This window comes from Enterococcus sp. DIV2453a (assembly GCF_050533535.1).
GTDB classification, from domain to species: domain Bacteria; phylum Bacillota; class Bacilli; order Lactobacillales; family Enterococcaceae; genus Enterococcus; species Enterococcus faecalis.
Window position 1 is genome coordinate 1,961,666 of the sequence record NZ_CP172899.1, and the last position, 17,643, is coordinate 1,979,308.

General features: G+C 36.4%; 15 protein-coding genes and 1 pseudogene. 2 read left to right on the forward strand and 14 right to left on the reverse strand.

The genetic code is table 11. The annotated features are described in order from the left end of the window. Positions 1-73 precede the first annotated feature (73 nt). Entirely contained in the window at positions 74-1,792 is a 1,719-nt protein-coding gene (locus IGK03_RS09550; RefSeq protein ID WP_002359769.1) for a proline--tRNA ligase, read from the reverse strand. A 71-nt stretch (positions 1,793-1,863) separates the two neighbouring features. Continuing rightward, a complete protein-coding gene (gene rseP, locus IGK03_RS09555; RefSeq protein WP_002362168.1) occupies positions 1,864-3,132 on the reverse strand; it encodes an RIP metalloprotease RseP in 1,269 nt (422 codons plus the stop codon). Positions 3,133-3,547: 415 nt separating this feature from the next. On the opposite strand from rseP, the gene IGK03_RS09560 reads away from it, so the two are divergent. Together IGK03_RS09560 and IGK03_RS09565 are read left to right on the forward strand one after the other, a co-directional pair. Further along, entirely contained in the window at positions 3,548-4,327 is a 780-nt protein-coding gene (locus IGK03_RS09560; protein ID WP_002359767.1) for an SDR family oxidoreductase, read from the forward strand. Positions 4,328-4,411: 84 nt separating this feature from the next. After that, positions 4,412-5,015, forward strand: a pseudogene (locus tag IGK03_RS09565) (YczE/YyaS/YitT family protein). Between the two features lie 547 nt (positions 5,016-5,562). Here the strand turns inward: IGK03_RS09565 and IGK03_RS09570 are convergent. From IGK03_RS09570 to tsf, 12 genes are all read right to left on the reverse strand, one after another. Then, a complete protein-coding gene (locus tag IGK03_RS09570; protein WP_033625071.1) occupies positions 5,563-6,414 on the reverse strand; it encodes a hypothetical protein in 852 nt (283 codons plus the stop codon). Continuing rightward, positions 6,404-6,643, reverse strand: a complete 240-nt coding sequence (locus tag IGK03_RS09575; protein ID WP_033625072.1) for a hypothetical protein — start codon at positions 6,641-6,643, stop codon at positions 6,404-6,406. The genes IGK03_RS09570 and IGK03_RS09575 overlap by 11 nt, the downstream gene beginning before the upstream one ends. A 116-nt stretch (positions 6,644-6,759) precedes the next feature. Continuing rightward, complete coding sequence (locus tag IGK03_RS09580; RefSeq protein WP_080270540.1) at positions 6,760-7,071, reverse strand: nucleotide pyrophosphohydrolase; 312 nt, start codon at positions 7,069-7,071, stop codon at positions 6,760-6,762. 12 nt (positions 7,072-7,083) lie between these two features. Continuing rightward, positions 7,084-8,748, reverse strand: coding sequence for a DUF2075 domain-containing protein (locus tag IGK03_RS09585; protein ID WP_010713219.1), 1,665 nt, complete (start codon positions 8,746-8,748; stop codon positions 7,084-7,086). Between the two features lie 909 nt (positions 8,749-9,657). Beyond that, positions 9,658-11,052 (reverse strand): Fe-S cluster assembly protein SufB, encoded by a 1,395-nt coding sequence (gene sufB, locus IGK03_RS09590; RefSeq protein ID WP_002356769.1) that lies wholly within the window; start codon positions 11,050-11,052, stop codon positions 9,658-9,660. Positions 11,053-11,070: 18 nt separating this feature from the next. Beyond that, positions 11,071-11,538 carry a Fe-S cluster assembly sulfur transfer protein SufU gene (sufU, locus tag IGK03_RS09595; RefSeq protein WP_002356768.1) on the reverse strand — a complete coding sequence of 156 codons (468 nt, stop codon included), beginning with the start codon at positions 11,536-11,538 and terminating at the stop codon, positions 11,071-11,073. Beyond that, entirely contained in the window at positions 11,525-12,760 is a 1,236-nt protein-coding gene (locus tag IGK03_RS09600) for a cysteine desulfurase (RefSeq protein WP_002376739.1), read from the reverse strand. The genes sufU and IGK03_RS09600 overlap by 14 nt, the downstream gene beginning before the upstream one ends. Further along, positions 12,757-14,043 carry a Fe-S cluster assembly protein SufD gene (sufD, locus tag IGK03_RS09605; protein ID WP_010776000.1) on the reverse strand — a complete coding sequence of 429 codons (1,287 nt, stop codon included), beginning with the start codon at positions 14,041-14,043 and terminating at the stop codon, positions 12,757-12,759. The genes IGK03_RS09600 and sufD overlap by 4 nt, the downstream gene beginning before the upstream one ends. Positions 14,044-14,057: 14 nt before the next feature. Continuing rightward, on the reverse strand, positions 14,058-14,828 hold the full coding sequence (sufC, locus tag IGK03_RS09610) for a Fe-S cluster assembly ATPase SufC (protein WP_002356763.1): 771 nt from the start codon (positions 14,826-14,828) through the stop codon (positions 14,058-14,060). Positions 14,829-15,197: 369 nt separating this feature from the next. Beyond that, positions 15,198-15,755, reverse strand: coding sequence for a ribosome recycling factor (gene frr / locus IGK03_RS09615; RefSeq protein WP_002356762.1), 558 nt, complete (start codon positions 15,753-15,755; stop codon positions 15,198-15,200). A 3-nt stretch (positions 15,756-15,758) separates the two neighbouring features. Further along, complete coding sequence (gene pyrH / locus IGK03_RS09620) at positions 15,759-16,481, reverse strand: UMP kinase (RefSeq protein ID WP_002356761.1); 723 nt, start codon at positions 16,479-16,481, stop codon at positions 15,759-15,761. Positions 16,482-16,741: 260 nt separating this feature from the next. Next, positions 16,742-17,623 (reverse strand): translation elongation factor Ts, encoded by an 882-nt coding sequence (gene tsf / locus IGK03_RS09625; RefSeq protein WP_002356760.1) that lies wholly within the window; start codon positions 17,621-17,623, stop codon positions 16,742-16,744. Positions 17,624-17,643: the final 20 nt, after the last annotated feature.

Here is a 17,643-nt window from a genome sequence, read left to right on the forward strand (position 1 = left end):
TTTGCTTCAAGCTTAAACGCTGATAAGTGGCGGAAACAGTTTATCCTAATCATTCTGTCCGCCCTTTTCATTATTATTCCACTTCTGATGTTGTGTTCATCAAAATAGAAAGTGTGCTTTCTAATTCTTCTTTGCGTACTTCCAACATTTCACCAGTACGTTTGATTTTGACTTCTACCACACCATCGACTGCTTTTTTCCCGACTGTAATACGGATTGGACAACCAATTAAATCAGCATCAGCAAATTTTACGCCTGCACGCTCGTTGCGGTCATCAACTAATACTTCGTAGCCCGCTTCGGTCATCATTGCTTCAACTTCTTGTGATAGTTTTGTTTGATACTCATCTTTCACATTCATTTGGACCACGTGTAAATCAAATGGCGCAATTCCTGTTGGCCAATTAATACCGCGCTCGTCTGCATTTTGTTCAACGATTGCTGAAAGTAAACGACTAACGCCGATGCCATAGCAACCCATGATCACTGATTTTTCACGACCGTTTTCATCTAAAACTGTTGCGCCCATAGCATCACTGTAACGCGTTCCTAATTTGAAGATATGACCAATTTCGATTCCTTTGGTAAAGGCTAAGACACCATTGCCATCAGGAGAAGGATCGCCTTCTTGAACAAAGCGTAAATCTTCGTAACTAATTGGTTGGAAATCACGATCTGGATTTACATTTGTCAAATGATAGCCATCTTCGTTAGCTCCAACAATGGCGTTGGCTAAATCTTGAACAGCTAAATCTGCATAAATTTTAACATCTTCGGAAACATTGACTGGACCAATTGAACCAAAGCCCGCTCCTAAGACACGGCGAGCATCTTCTTCTGTTGCTTCATCTAAGAAATCAGCGCCTAAGAAGTTTTTCAATTTGACATCATTGACATCATGATCGCCACGAACCAAGACCATTACTGGCTCTTCATCGGCAATAAATAGTACTGATTTAATAATACGTTGTGGCTCAACTTCAAAGAAGTTTGCCACTTCGGCAATTGTACCCACTTCTGGTGTTGCAATTTTTTCTAAATCTAATTGTGTTTCATGTGATTTTTTCGGCGTATAAAGACTTGTTGCCATTTCTAAATTGGCAGCATAATCACTTTCTGTTGAATAACAAATAGTATCTTCCCCAATTTCAGAAATCGCCATAAATTCTTTAGAATCTTTACCACCCATGGCACCACCGTCCCCAATAATGGCACGGAATTCTAGTCCACAGCGTTCAAAAATGCGTGAGTAAGCTTTTTCGTAATCACGGTATGATTGATCTAAACTAGCTTCATCGGCATGAAAAGAATAGCCATCTTTCATGATAAATTCACGGCCTCTTAATAAGCCAGAACGTGGGCGTTTTTCATCACGATATTTTGTTTGAATTTGGTATAAATTCAAAGGTAATCGTTTGTAAGAATTGATTTCATCACGAATTAATTCTGTGAAGGTTTCTTCATGCGTTGGGCCTAAGATATAGTCACGGTCATTGCGATCTTTTAAGCGATACAAGTTAGGTCCATAAGTTTCATAACGGCCTGATTCTTTCCAAAGTTCTGCTGGTAATAACGCAGGCATTAACATTTCAACTGCATCAATTTTCTCAAATTCTTCTCGCATAATCGTTTTTAATTTTTCTAAAACACGATTGGCTAAAGGTAAATAAGAATAGATCCCTGCAGCGACTTGACGAATATAGCCTGCGCGCAACAGAATTTGATGACTTAAGACTTCTGCATCATTTGGTACTTCTCTTAACGTTGGAATTAACATTTTTGACTGTTTCATTAAAACTCTCCTCTATTTTAAAATCAACTATTTTTGATTTCTTTACACACTTTTTTACTTAAGCTTTCTCCTTAAAAGAAAAAGCGTTGAATATCGTTCCAAGTAACTAACACCATTAACACCATGACAAACCCAAAGCCAATTAACGTAATGATGCCTTCTTTTTCAGGACTAATTGGTTTTCCACGTACACCTTCAATAATGTTTAAGACAATTTTCCCGCCATCTAAAGCTGGGATTGGCAACAAATTAATAATCCCTAAGTTCATTGACAACATGGCCATTAAGAATACAACTGTACTTACTCCAGCATTGGATGCTTCTTCCGATAATTTAAACATCATGACTGGCCCACCTAGTTTGTTTAAGCTAAAACCGGTGAATAGTGAGCCGAGTGCTTTAAAAATCTGTGTCGTACTATTTAAAGTATCCTGAATACCGCCCATCAATTTTGACGGTAAATCGGTTTTCATATAAGGATAAACGCCGACTTTACCAATCGTTTGTTTTTCCACTTTTTGTTTTTCTGGTGTCACTGTTAGTTGCTCTTCTTTGCCGTTACGCTCAACTACGAACGTTAACGGCTTTTCGGGGTTCTTCTGCACAATGGTTGTAAAATCTTCGTATTTTTTGATTTTTTGATTATTAATCGATAAGACTTTATCATTTTCTTTCAACCCAGCTTCTGCGGCTGGGCCATTAGGAATCACTTGTCCAATTTGATTCGTGTTTAAATCAGTAACGCCTCCTTGTAGAAAGACCGCTAACGTAAACAGAATAAACCCTAAGATAAAGTTATTCATGGGTCCCGCAAAGTTCGTCAAAATGCGTTGCGATAATTTCGCTGATTGAAATTGAACGTCAAGTGGCGCAATCCGCACCTCGGTTCCATCACTTTCAATAATCGTTGCATCATGGTCAACTTTATAAACGGTTTCTTCTTCCTCGTTTCCATTGACATAGCCCTTGATGAATAATTCTTTTTCAAGATCAAAATCAACGACTTCCATCGGAATACTATGAGGTAATTGTACTTTTTTACTTGTATTAATTTTAACCACATTACCCACGGCATTTAACTCAACAGATAGAGGCATACCTGGTGTGATTTCTGTCATGTCTTCGCCCATCCCAGCCATTCGCACATAGCCACCAATTGGCAATAAGCGAATCGTATAAGTGGTGCCATCTTTTCCACGATGCGCAAAAATCTTTGGTCCCATTCCGATTGCAAACTCACGAACTAAAATACCCGCTCGTTTTGCAAAATAAAAGTGGCCAAATTCATGTACGAGGACAAGAATACCGAAGACAATAATGAATGTGATAATTGTTTTCATAGATGTCCTTCTTCCTTCATTCACTGACGTTCAGTGCTTTTTATTATTACATGGGAAAGTCTCGTAAAACTTGCTCTGTTCCCTTCCCGATAAACCAGTGCAACTGTTTACTGAGAACAGTCGCCACTGTTAGTGAACAAATCTTTCCTTATGTAAGACAAGTTTTATTTTAGCATATTCACTCATAAATAACCATTGGACTTGACCACTTCGCCTAGATATTTTGTGTTTTTTTAGAAAACTCTATAAATGAGAGGAATTGATTACTACGACCAGTATTTTTTTAAAGACCTTCAACAATAGTAGCTAACTTTAGACCATAAACTTTTCCGACAGTTTGTCGTATTTTATCAACACGCTGATTGACATGTGCTACCATGAAAGTATTAATAGTAATTTTAGGGGGAATGAATCAATGTATGGAGAATTACATGGTAAAGTGGCCGTTGTCACTGGTGCAGCTACGGGTTTAGGATTATTTATTACTCTGCGTTATATCTTAGAAGGTATGAATGTTGTTGCTGACTATGTCGGTGAGCTGCCTAAAGAATTTGAAGATGTCCAAGCCAAGCACGCAGACCGCGTAAAATTCGTGAAGGCTGATGTCTCTAATGAAGAAGATATTAAAGCGTTAGCTGAAACCGCTTTAAAAGAGTTTGGTCATGTTGACATTTGGGTAAATAACGCCGGTGTGGAGGCTTCTTTTCCGACAATTGATATGCCATTAAAAGAATGGCAACGTGTCATTGATGTCAATTTAAACGGTGTCTTTTTGGGTTCTAGAGAGGCACTCCGAATATTTAGAGATCAAAAAATCAAAGGGTCAATCATTAATATGTCCTCCGTTCACCAAAGAATTCCTTGGCCAACGTTCGCCCACTATGCGGCAAGTAAAGGCGCCACCGAAATGTTCACGAAAACAATCGCTTTGGAATATGCGGAATATGGTATTCGTGCCAACTGTATTGCGCCTGGAGCGATTAACACACCTATTAATGCTGAAAAATTTTCCGATCCCGAACAGTTAAAACAAACAACGAGCATGGTTCCTATGGGCATTATTGGTAAACCAAATCAAGTAGCTGCTGCGGCCGCTTGGTTAGCTTCTGATGAATCCTCATACGTAACCGGAACAACACTCTTTGTAGATGGCGGGATGTCTCTATACCCTTCGTTCCAACACGGAGCTGGTTAAAAAGTAGTCTGCAACAAAATTCTCTATGAATTTTTGTTGCAGACTTTGTACTATCACACACAAAATCTATTCAGGAGGCTTACCATGAAACTAGTCAAAAATGTTCTTTTAATTTTAATTGGTTTAGTTATTATCGGGATTGGCGCATCCACTTTAAGAGTGGCAGGTTTAGGAGTTGATCCTTTCACTGCTATGAATATCGGACTTTCTTCGATGTTTGGTATGCAATTAGGCATTTTTCAAATTATTGTCAATGCGTTTATTTTATTCTATGTCTATTTAAAAAACAAAAAAAGCCATTGGTCTAGGAACTATTTTAAATATGCTTTTAGTAGGGATTTTGATTCAACAGATTTCTACTTGGCTTCAACCTTACGCCAATAGTTTAGGAGGCTCAACAATTGGCAAACTACTTTCTTTATTCTTCGGAGTCCTGATTTTTACATTTGGCTGCGCCTTATACATGGCTACAGATCAAGGCGAATCCCCCTATGATGCGATTGCGCCAACCATCTGTCAACAAATCAACAAACCTTACGCTTCTGTTCGAAAAGCACAAGATTTGTTGGTCCTATTAATTGGCTTTATTGCTGGTGGTCCAATTGGGATTGGTACAATTATTTGTGCATTTGGTGCTGGCCCACTCATTAGTTTCTGGAACAAGTTACTTCAACCTTTAGTAAAATAATTTTTTAACTAAAATATAAGAAAAAGCGATGACTTCATAGAGACTTTCTTCTCGAGTCATCGCTTTTTTATTTGTGCTTCTTTGAAGAAGCATGATTAGTATGTTTCTTGTTTGGCTTTCCGTTGTTGTTTTGGTTGATTATTTGTTGGTAGAGTGAAAAACTAGCCGACAGAGCCTTCCATATTGGAATCGACTTCTCAACCAGTGTCATTAACTATCAAACCAAGTTATTAAGAGTTCTTATTGTAGTTTAAAGACTCAATATTTATCAATGATTATCAAATTAGGATGGTCAAAATCTGGTCAATTTTGATGTGTTATTGGTAGCAAAAAATGTTGGGACATTTCCCAACATTTTTTATTAATTTTATACATATCAATTCAGATACCTTATAGTATTTTTTCTTTTTAAAGAAGTTTTTAAATGAATTATGGTAACTCTTTAGAGTGTCAATTGACTGTACTTATAAAAAAATAAAGTTTGATAACCAAATCCTTAGAGTAATAAATGAAAAAAAATTCTAGATAAAATCAACCAAAAGATCAATCATGCTAGACATTCTAATATTTTTCTACATACTTCGGATAACTCTGAACCAGTATTTATATTAAAATTTAATAGTTCTATACGTTCAAATTCAATTAGTATTGAATCAAATATTTTTAACCCAGAAATTTCTTGTTTATATTTTTTATTGAATATTTTTGCTTTTTTTCTAAATTCAAATATATCTATGTTATATCGTTCTTTACTAGAAAGATTTTTAATTTTTTTCGAATTATTTATTTTTTTTAATTTTTCAGAGTCTTTAACGATACATTTAAATAAATTTTCTAATGTAATATGTTTTTGAATATTATTCAAAAACATATTACATTCCCAATCTAAATAAGCCAATACTTCTAATAAATCCTCCTCTGAATTTTTAATATCTAAAGGATAAATATTAGCATGAGCATATTGATGACGAGGTTGAATCATACTATCGTAACTTTTAATCTTTGAAAAGTTTTGATTTAAAACAAATTTAAAATTACTATTTAAAGATTTTAATTCCTCTTCAAAAGATTTAAATTTAGGATTAGGACTAAACTTCTCTGGATTTAGTTTTCTGAACATAAAATTATTTACATAATCGTTACTATTATTTTTAAATTCCAGACAATGATAGATAGTATTTTTTAATAATTTTTCCGAAAATGTATAACAATCAATCAACAAAGAATACTCTGATTTTTTTATTGATTCCTTGGCTATATTAAAATCTAGACCAATTTCCTCATAAAATCGTCTATAGCTAGAAGAATTATCTGATAGACTGTTTGATACATCAACAATTCTCGAAAAATTCCTTTGAATATCAATTAAAGTGTCCTCACTATTAAATTCATAAATCATCAATACTATCTCCAATAATTTTATCGAATATACTTAATCTGGCATTAATTGATTCCGCTGTTCCTGTTGATATACTAAAAGGATTTACACCAGTTTCTTTTGCTTCTTTATCTATACTAGCCATCTTTTTTTTATAATTAATTAATATTTTCTCATCGTTGATTATTTTGTTATGCATTATTCTATCTATAACTGATGAAATCATTGCCTCAAAAATACTAATATTCATACTTCCAACAAATGTAAAATTATCTTTTTCATACCCAGCTTCTTCATTTTTAAACTCTACCCGCTTACAAAAAGAACTTTTTTCAAAAGTATTAAAAGTTATTGATATTGCTTCCTTTATCTTTTTCCCTTACTCTTCTCTACAGTATATTTCTTTCCATTCTTCTTAATCTTATTCTTTATAATCTCTTCAACACTCAAACCTAAATCATCAGCTAAAATCAAGCAATAAATCATCACATCAGCAATCTCATCTTTAATATTTTCTAAATCATCAGCTATTGCTTCTTCACTCGACTTCCATTGAAAGTTTTCCAGTAATTCTGAAGCTTCAAGAGAAACTGATAATGCTAGGTCTTTAGCATTATGAAATTGTCTCCAGTCCCTGTCATCTCTAAATTGGTTAATTTCTTTTATTAAGTCTTCCATAATGCATTCCTCCTATAAGCCCACTCGTTCTTTAACTAGTTTCTCTACATTTTTATCTTCAAAGTAAACAGCACAACCATCTATACCTCTTGAAAGTAGTACATAATAAATATTTAATATATACTCTGTTAATTCAGATAAATTAAATCCCTCTTTTAGAGGTGTCCCGCCGATATCTTTGTAGTTTTCTGGCACCGCCACAATTTTTCCATCTTTTACTGTTATATCATTGCCTACTATAACTCCGGAATAGTTTAGATCATATCCTTGAATTGCATGTATTGAACCTATTTCCTTTTCTGAGTTTGGTTTCTTTACCCAATCTTCATAAGTAGAGTTCCATCTTTTTTGTATACCATCTATATTCCAATCGTATGGCAATTCTTCAAATTTTTTACCTTTATTTTCTTTTTTCCCAGTATTTGATACCCACTCTCTGCAGTAACCAGCAATCAGTCTATTGGTCGTTTCTGGATAAGCGTGAGAATAATCATCAACATAGTCAATAACTTCTTTAAAAGTGGCTACAATTTTAAAATAGTCATCTTTAAAAACTTTAGAATTAAAACTTTTGTCATTACTTAATTGAAAACCGTATAATATGCCTTTTAAAAAATCTTCTCCTGAGAAATCTCTATCTCCTCCGATTCTAAACTGTTGCATTAAACAAACTTTTTTATAATCACTCGTAAGGCTTCTTATTTCTGCAGGTCTAATATTCTGAGGTTTAATACCTTGATATGGATCATATAACAGAACTAATCCATCTGTTAATTTTTCAAGAAGAGTGATCTCATCATCACCTTCATCAAGATGTCTTCTTGCATTCGGATGTCCTTTTCTATAGTATTTTTTCAATTTATGAGCTTCATCTACAATAATAATATCGTATTTTTGCTCATTTTTCTTTGCATCCATTATTAGTTGAGAACCTGTTTTTACTATTAATCTATTGTTCAGACCGATCGACTTAAATATCAAATTAAATTGTTTAGTTAAATTTCCTGTTGTTATCAAACCTATTCTTAAATCAGGATACACTTCAGCTAAGGAAAAAGCTAAGTTTGTAAATAGAACTGACTTACCAGAACCTGCTGGTGCTTCAATTAAATATTTTTTTGTTATGTTTTTTTCAATTTCATCAACTATTTCTTTTTGCTTAAATGATAGCTGTTTAAAAGGAGAGTACTTAAACAGAAGTCTTTCTCTTAACTCTTCAACATTAGGATTATCTACTAACCCCAGTGTATACAATTCATTATTCCATAATTTATTAAAAACTTCTGTTAATATTTCTTCCTTATTTTTATATACCAACTTAGTTTGTCCATTATTTCCATTAGCTAATACAAATTTTGTCACATCAGATTCAGCAATCATATAGTTCAATATTAATGATTCCAAATCCAGAATGGACGATTTATCAAATAGACTGGAGTATATGACTAAGCAATTTGTATAATCTCTATAATCCACTTTCGGATTGCTTTCAATCAGATGCTCATAGTGTCTTCTAATGAAGCCATTAGTCTCTCCAACATAAATTTTTTTAGTTTTAAGATTATAGTAAACATAGGTGACTGGATTATTCTCTAATACATTAACATGAATTTTTTCCAATTTATTTGATATTTCCCCATTTTTAAATATTAAATTCATGACTCTGTAACTTGACATTTTATTCACTCCAATTGTTAATTTCCTATCTATAATAAATTGTATCATACTAAGTATAAGATATATAATTAATTATTTAAGTGTATTAAATAAAAAAATAGAAGTGACTATCTCTATATTAAAATATCTCCTAAAGCCCTAATTCATGAGTAGCTTATTCTGCATCTACTCAATCAATTAACAATAAAAACTTATAGATATGAAACATTGTACAAATATTTCATATGAGTATTACAACCTGAAATAATTGTAGGTCTGTTTCATCTGCAATAACTGCCACAACTATGTAGTACTTTTTAACTATTTTTAGCAGAAAACTATTTTTTTATTTCCACATAAATGAAACAGAACATCCCTTTGTATCAGCATTCTTAACCCTAATTTCATTTAGTTTCATCTATCAAAATTTATTAACCTTTTGCAAAAGACAAAAAAAGAGTATCCCAAGTGAGCCGTGTAGCTCAATTAAAGGGTACCCTTAGTACGGTCAAATATCAACGGGGTGGGTTTCTCTATCCTATTCAATTCCTTGTATGATTCTGCCAAAGATATGATTAGCTTGGGTTGGTTGTCCATCAATTAGAGTAAGAGTGTACTCCGTTTCCAGCGGCTCTTTTAAGCTTACTGTAATCCCTTCTCCACCTTCTGCTGAACAGATAGGCAATTGCTTTCAGATGTTCAATTGCTTCTGATATAGCTTGCTGATCATTTGGAATAGACTCATCAACATAAATAGAAAAGTAACGTAATCTATCTATACAGATATTGCGAACAGCGCCCCTAAGAAAACTGGTCAAGAGTTTGCTGATATGATGGCTCATCAGTAAAAAGCTGGTCATTTCTACTATCAAGACAAAATAAAAAAGCTAGAATCCTTATACATCAAGGGTTCTAGCTCCTATAATAGGTTTATCCAACACTGCCTTCCATCTCATAACTAATCAACCGATTCAACTCAACCGCATATTCCATCGGTAATTCTTTCGTAAATGGTTCAACAAAGCCCATAACAATCATTTCTGTCGCTTCGGCTTCAGATAAGCCGCGACTCATTAAATAATATAATTGTTCTTCAGAAATTTTTGAAACTTTGGCTTCGTGTTCTAAGGACACTTGGCTGTTATGGATTTCGTTAAACGGAATCGTATCTGATTTTGATTTTTCGTCCATGATAATCGTGTCGCATTCGATGTGGGAAATCGAGCCTGCGCTGTCTTTTCCAAAAGTCACTTGGCCACGGTAGTTAACTTCGCCGCCGTCTTTAGCAATTGATTTTGAAACAATTGAGCTAGAGGTATTCGGCGCATTGTGAATCATTTTGGCCCCAGTATCTTGGATTTGGTTAGCACCAGCAAAGGCAATCGATAACATCGTGCCACGGGCGCCTTTGCCATCTAAGTAAACGCTTGGATATTTCATGGTTGTTTTAGCTCCTAGGTTACCATCAATCCATTCGACAGTGGCACCTTCGTAAGCTTTAGCACGTTTGGTTACTAAGTTGTAGACGTTATCTGACCAGTTTTGAATAGTGGTATAACGACAATAAGCATCTTTTCTTGTAAAAATTTCTACGATGGCCGCATGCAAGCTGTTACTTGAATACGTTGGTGCCGTACAACCTTCAACATAGTGAACGCTAGCCCCTTCATCGACAATAATCAAGGTCCGTTCAAATTGGCCGGTATTTTCAGCGTTGATTCGGAAATATGTTTGTAATGGTACATCAACTCGAACGCCTTTTGGTACATAAATAAAGGTTCCACCTGACCAAACAGCTGAGTTTAAAGCGGCCAGTTTATTATCTGTTGGTGGCACAAGTTTTGAAAAATACTCTTTGAATAAGTCAGGATATTCTTTTAAAGCAGAGTCAGTATCTGTAAAAATGATGCCTAATTTTTCAAATTCTTCTTTCATGTTGTGGTAAACAACTTCTGATTCATATTGAGCCGAAGCCCCAGCTAGATAAGCACGCTCAGCTTCGGGAATCCCAATTTTTTCAAAGGTTTCTTTGATTTTATCAGGTACATCATCCCAATCGCGTGCGGGTTTGTCACTCGGTTTTTGGTAATATTTAATTTTACTAAAGTCAATATCTGACAGGTCTGGACCCCATTCTTGCATGGGCATTTTATTGAATTGTTCTAACGATTTTAAACGGAAGTCAAGCATCCATTCTGGTTCGCCTTTCACGCGAGAAATTTCGCGAACGACGTCTTCTGTTAGGCCGTCTCCGGTACTAAAGACTGGTTCCACATCGTCGTGAAAGCCAAATTTATATTCTTCTAATTCAGGTACTGTACTCAATTCGTCGTCACCCTTTCTTTATTTTTCACAATGTAAATGACCGGCTTCGCCTTGGCCGTTATTAGCAACAGCCTGCTCTAAGGCTTTCCAAGCCAGGGTTGCACATTTAATCCGAGCTGGAAATTTAGCTACGCCGCTTAACATTGCTGCATCGCCTAATTTTTCATCTTCGGCCACTTCATTTCCTTGAACAAGTTGAGAGAAATCCTCTGCTAAGGCCGTTGCTTCGGCGATTGTTTTTCCTAAGACCGCATCAGTCATCATACTAGCACTTGCGGTACTGATGGAACAGCCACTTCCTTGAAAGGCGATATCTTTAATCACACCGTCTTCAATGGCCACATCCAGTTCAATCACATCTCCACAAGTAGGATTATTCAGTTCAATTGTTTGGCTAGACGCATCTAGCGTTCCGTGGTGATGTGGGTGGCTAGAATGGTCCAAAATGACTTGGCGATATAAGTTATCTAATTTAGAAAGTGCCATGCTGGAAAAACTCCTTTGTCGCTTTAATCGCTTCAACTAAGCGATCTGCGTCTTCTTTGGTATTGTATAAATAAAAACTTGCCCGTGCAGTTGCTGGCACGCTCAGATAGTTTAATAACGGTTGCGCGCAATGGTGACCCGCTCTGACAGCGACCCCTTCCATATCTAACGCCGTAGCCACATCATGTGGATGTAAACCTTCAATATTAAAAGCAATCACACCTGTGTGGTCTTTTGGATCCTGTGGACCATAAATCGTCAAGCCCTCGATAGCTTGCAACTTCGGCAAAACATAGTGAACAAGGGCTGCTTCATGTTGATGAATGGCCTCTAAACCAATTTCAGTTAAATAATCAATGGCGGCACCTAAGGCAATTGCCCCGGCAATATTAGGTGTGCCAGCTTCAAATTTCCAAGGAAGCTCTTTCCAAGTACTTTCTTGAAGATGAACAAAGTCAATCATTTCGCCACCAAATTCCACAGGTTCCATTTGTTCCAATAAATGACGTTTGCCATAAAGGACACCAATTCCAGTTGGTCCACACATTTTGTGACCACTAAATGCATAAAAATCAGCATCGATGGCTTGAACGTCCACAGGCATATGAGGAACTGCTTGCGCGCCGTCTACCACCATCACAGCGCCATTTTGATGAGCTAATTGTGTTAATTCTTCGATTGGATTAATGACCCCTAACACATTTGAAACATGAGCAATCGAAACAATTTTCGTTTTTTCTGTAATTTGTTGACGTGCACTTGCCATGTCTAAAAAGCCGTCTTCAGTGACGTCTATATACTTCAAAATGGCCCCTGTACGTTGAGCTAATTGTTGCCAGGGAATAATGTTTGAATGATGTTCCATGTAAGATATGACGATTTCATCCCCGGCTGTAACTGCCAAGTCACCATAACTTTTGGCAATCCAATTCAAACTGGTTGTTGTTCCTCGTGTAAATAAAACTTCCGCTGTTTCTTTGGCATGGATAAATTGGCGAACCTTTTCGCGGGAGGCTTCATAGTCCTTCGTTGCTCGTTCGGCTAACGTGTGCACCCCACGATGAACATTGGCATTATCGGTTTCATAATAATGTCGTAAAACATCTAACACTGCCGTTGGTTTTTGGGTTGTTGCAGCATTGTCTAAATAAACTAGCGGTTCATCATTAACTTCTTGAAATAAAATAGGAAACGATTGACGAATGGTTGCTGCATCCATCATGCGTTTAACTTCCCTTCAATTACTTCTACAAATTCATTTTGTACTTCTTTAACTGGAATTGCTGTAATGACAGAACCTAGGAAGCCACGAATCACCAAACGTTCCGCTTCTTCTTTACGCAAGCCGCGGCTCATTAAATAATACATTTCTTCTGGATCTACTCGACCAACGCTGGCTGCGTGTCCGGCAGTCACTTCATTTTCATCAATTAAAAGAATTGGATTGGCATCACCACGAGCTTTATCAGACAGCATTAAAACACGACTTTCTTGCTGTGCGTCGGCTCCTTTTGCGCCTTTTAAAATGTGGCCAATTCCGTTAAACGTTAAAGTACCACGTTCACGAATAACTCCATGTTGTAAAATATGACCAATCGAATGTGGCGCTTTGTTTGTCACTCGTGTGTCGATGCCTTGTGTTTGTTTACCTGCACTAATTGCAACGACTTTAACTTCTGAATGAGCGCCTTCGCCAACTAAATCAGAATCAAAATCAGCCACAACATCGCCATCATTCATGACGCCTAGAGCCCAATCAACAGAGGCATCCCGCATAATATAGCCACGACGATTCATATAAGTCGTTACAGTTTGCCCTAATTGATCCACAGCTGAGTATTTAACTTTTGCGCCATCTTTCGCAATCACTTCCACAACAATATTTCCAGAAGCTTTCTCTGCGTGATTACCGGTTGATTGAAAACGTTCTAAATAACTGAATTCACTATGATTATCTGCAACGATTAAAACATGTTTAAAGAAAGGTTGGTTGCTATCTGAATCCTGAATAAACAAAGATTCAATGGGCTCTTCAATCACTACGTTTTTAGGAACGTATAAGAAAACGCCACTATTCATGAAAGCTGCATGAGCTGCTGTCAGCTTATCTTCTTCTGGTAATACGGCTTTAGTCATATAGTATTCTTTAACCAATTCTGGGTGCTCTTGTAAAGCAGTAAAAATGTCTGTAAAAATTACCCCTTGTTCCGCTAATGAGGCTGGCAATTGCTCAAAAGCATGAAAAGATCCTTGTTGAACAATTAAAGGATTGTCTTTCATTTGATCAAAACTTGCGACATTTCCTTCAGAAGGCACATAACTTTCCATGTGAACATTTAATAAAGGCCAACGATGAAATTTCACACGATCAATATGTGGTAACTCACTTTCGTCAGCGTTTCTTAAAGCCGTTGTTCGCAATTCAGTCATCCAAGCTGGTTCTTCATGTTCTAGTGAAAAAGCGGTGACTTCGTCAAGATAATCCATTAGATTTACTTTTTTCATTTATCTTGTCCTCCTTACGCTTCTTCTTTGTAATCAATACCTAATTCTTGGCTGATACCAGCATAGCCTTCTGTTTCTAAACGTTTTGCCAAATCAGCCCCACCGGTTTTCACAACGCGGCCTTCCATCATGATATGAACAACATCTGGCGTGATATAGTTCAATAAGCGTTGATAATGGGTAATAATTAACGCACCAAAGTTCTCGCCGCGCATTTCATTAACCCCTTTAGAAACTACTTTTAACGCATCGATATCTAAGCCTGAATCAATTTCATCTAAAATGGCAAACGTAGGCTCTAACATCAATAATTGTAAAATTTCATTTCGTTTTTTCTCGCCGCCAGAAAAACCTTCGTTTAAGTAACGCTCAGCCATTTCTTCAGGCATATTTAATAATTCCATTTTGCTATCTAATTTTTTTAAGAACTGCATGACTGACATTTTGTTGTCTTCGTCACGTTTTGCATTGATTGCTGCACGCATGAATTCAGCATTGGTAATTCCTGGAATTTCACTTGGGTATTGCATTGCTAAGAATAAACCTAAGCGAGCACGTTCGTCTACCTCTAAATCTAAAACGTTGACGCCGTCAAATAGAATTTCTCCTTCTGTGACTTCATAGTTAGGATTTCCCATAATTGCTGCTGATAAAGTAGATTTACCAGTTCCATTAGGTCCCATAATTGCATGGATTTCTCCAGTATTAATTGTTAAATCGACCCCTTTTAGAATCTTTTTATCTTCAATTGATACGTGTAAATTTTTGATTTCTAACACAGACATGTACAATTCCCTCCAACTTGTTTTAATCGTTTTTCCGTTCTCACTCATTTTAGCCTAATTGAGAATGAATCGCAAATTACAATTGCTAAAAATAACAACTCTTATCATCAAATTTTAGGATTCAATTTGTGAAGGAAAATTTTAAAATGCTGATATTTCAAAGTTTCTCTATATTTTCAAGTGATCCTCCCTACACAAAGAAAAAAATTCTGGTAGAATAAAAAAATTTATTAAAGAAAGCGTTTTCTTAAATAATTACTTTAGAATGACTTTCGCAAAGAGAGATTTGAGATACGCCTTCCTCATCTATACAAAAAAATCCAGAGCATTTGCTTCTCTGGATTCAATAATTTTTATTAGTAATTGGTTTTATACTTCTAAAAGTTCTTGTTCTTTTTCAGCAGTAATCGCATCGATATTTTTGATGCTATCATCTGTTAATTTTTGAACATCTTTTTCAAATGAACGTAATTCATCTTCAGTGATGTCGCCATTTTTTTGAGCTTTTTTCAACTCATCCATTGCATCACGACGAACGTTACGGACAGCAACTTTTGAGTTTTCCGCTTCTTTTTTCACGTCTTTGGCTAATTCTTTCCGACGTTCTTCCGTTAATTGTGGAATCACTAAACGGATGACATTTCCATCATTGGTTGGGCTAATGCCGATATCACTCATTTGAATAGCTTTTTCAATGTCAGCGATAGAATTTTTGTCAAACGGTGTAATCATTAATACACGAGCTTCTGGGATATTGATACTTGCTAATTGGTTAACTGGTGTTGGTGCACCATAATATTCTACTTGAATACGGTCTAATAGACTTGCGTTCGCACGACCAGCACGAATTTGACCTAATTCACGGCGTAAGCTTTCTTCCGCTTTTGTCATTTTTTCTTTGGCTGTTGCTAAAACTTCTTTAGACATTCTTTATTTCCCCCTTACAGTTGTTCCGATATTTTCACCAAGGATGGCACGACGGATATTTCCTGCTTCATTTAGGTTAAAGACAACTAAAGGAATATCGTTATCCATACTTAATGAGCTTGCTGTTGAATCCATTACTTGCAGCCCTTTAGAAATAACATCTAAATGTGTTAGTTCTTCAAATTTTGTCGCTGTTTCATCCACACGTGGATCCGCAGAATAAACACCATCAACATTGTTCTTCGCCATTAAGATGACGTCCGCATCTACTTCTGCAGCTCGTAACGCAGCCGTTGTATCTGTCGAGAAGTAAGGATTTCCTGTTCCTCCGGCAAAAATAACAACGCGGCCTTTTTCTAAATGACGTTCTGCACGACGACGAATGTATGGTTCTGCAATTTGACGCATTTCAATTGATGTTTGAACACGTGTAGGCACACCAAGATTTTCTAATGTATCTTGCAATGCTAAGGCATTCATCACAGTAGCTAACATGCCCATATAATCAGCTTGTGCACGTTCCATGCCCATTTGAGCACCAATTTGTCCACGCCAGATGTTTCCGCCGCCAACCACGATGGCCATTTCGATACCTAATTCATGGACCTCTTTAATTTCTTGGACGATTTCTTTAATGACTGGTGGTTTAATGCCAAAACCGTCTTCTCCGGCTAGCGCTTCTCCACTTAACTTTAATACGACACGTTGATACTTAGGTTTAACCATCATAATTCCCTCCAAGATTCTCTAAAAATCATTCAATTCCTCATTTAGATGACTTTTCACCAAAATGATTTTTTAGACCAAGCAGTGCGATCCACTGGTTTTGCCTAAAAAAAGGGAGCGCATATCAAAGTTATGCGTTCCCAAATGGCTGAAAGACTGCCTTGAATCAAGCAGTAATCAATTTATGCAGCTTCCTTTGGGGATCGCTGTCTGTTTAGATACTTATGATTCACGGCTTTTCAACCGAGCGTTTGATGCTCTTAGTTTTTCATTTGGCTCATTACTTCATCCGCAAAGTTATCTTCACGTTTTTCGATACCTTCGCCAACTTCAAAACGTACGAATGATTTCACTTCGCCGCCTTTAGAAGCAACAAATTTTTCGACAGTCATATCTGGATCTTTAACAAATGGTTGGTCAACCAAAGCGATTTCTGCTTTGAATTTTTGTAGACGACCAACAACCATTTTTTCAACGATATTTGCTGGTTTACCTTCGTTTAATGCTTGTTCAGTTAACACAGCTTTTTCGTGTTCTAATTCTTCTTGAGGAATTTGAGATTCGTTGACATAGCGAGGGTTGATTGCCGCGATGTGCATAGCAACATCTTTCGCTACTTCTTCGTCAGTTGTGCCATCGATAACTGTTAATACAGCAATACGGCCACCCATGTGTAAGTAAGCGCCAAATGCAGCATTGTCAGCTTTTTCGACAACTTCAAAACGACGGAAGCTGATTTTTTCACCGATAACAGTTGTTGCTTCGATTAAATCAGATTCGATTGTGCCTTTTTCAGTTTTAATAGCCATTGCTTCTTCCATCGTAGCTGGTTTGTTTTCAGCAACTTTAGTCGCAATATCTTTAACTAAATCTTGGAACATTTCGTTTTTAGAAACGAAGTCAGTTTCTGAGTTTACTTCAACGATTGCTGCAACGTTACCTACAGTTGCTACGTTTGCTAAACCTTCAGCCGCAATGCGGTCATTTTTCTTCGCTGCTTTAGCCATACCATTTTCACGTAAAAAGTCTACGGCTTTTTCCATGTCGCCTTCTACTTTTACTAATGCTTTTTTAGCGTCCATCATTCCAACGCCAGTCATATCGCGTAATTCTTTTACCATTTTAGCTGTAACGTCTGCCATTATTTGTGTCCTCCTCGGAT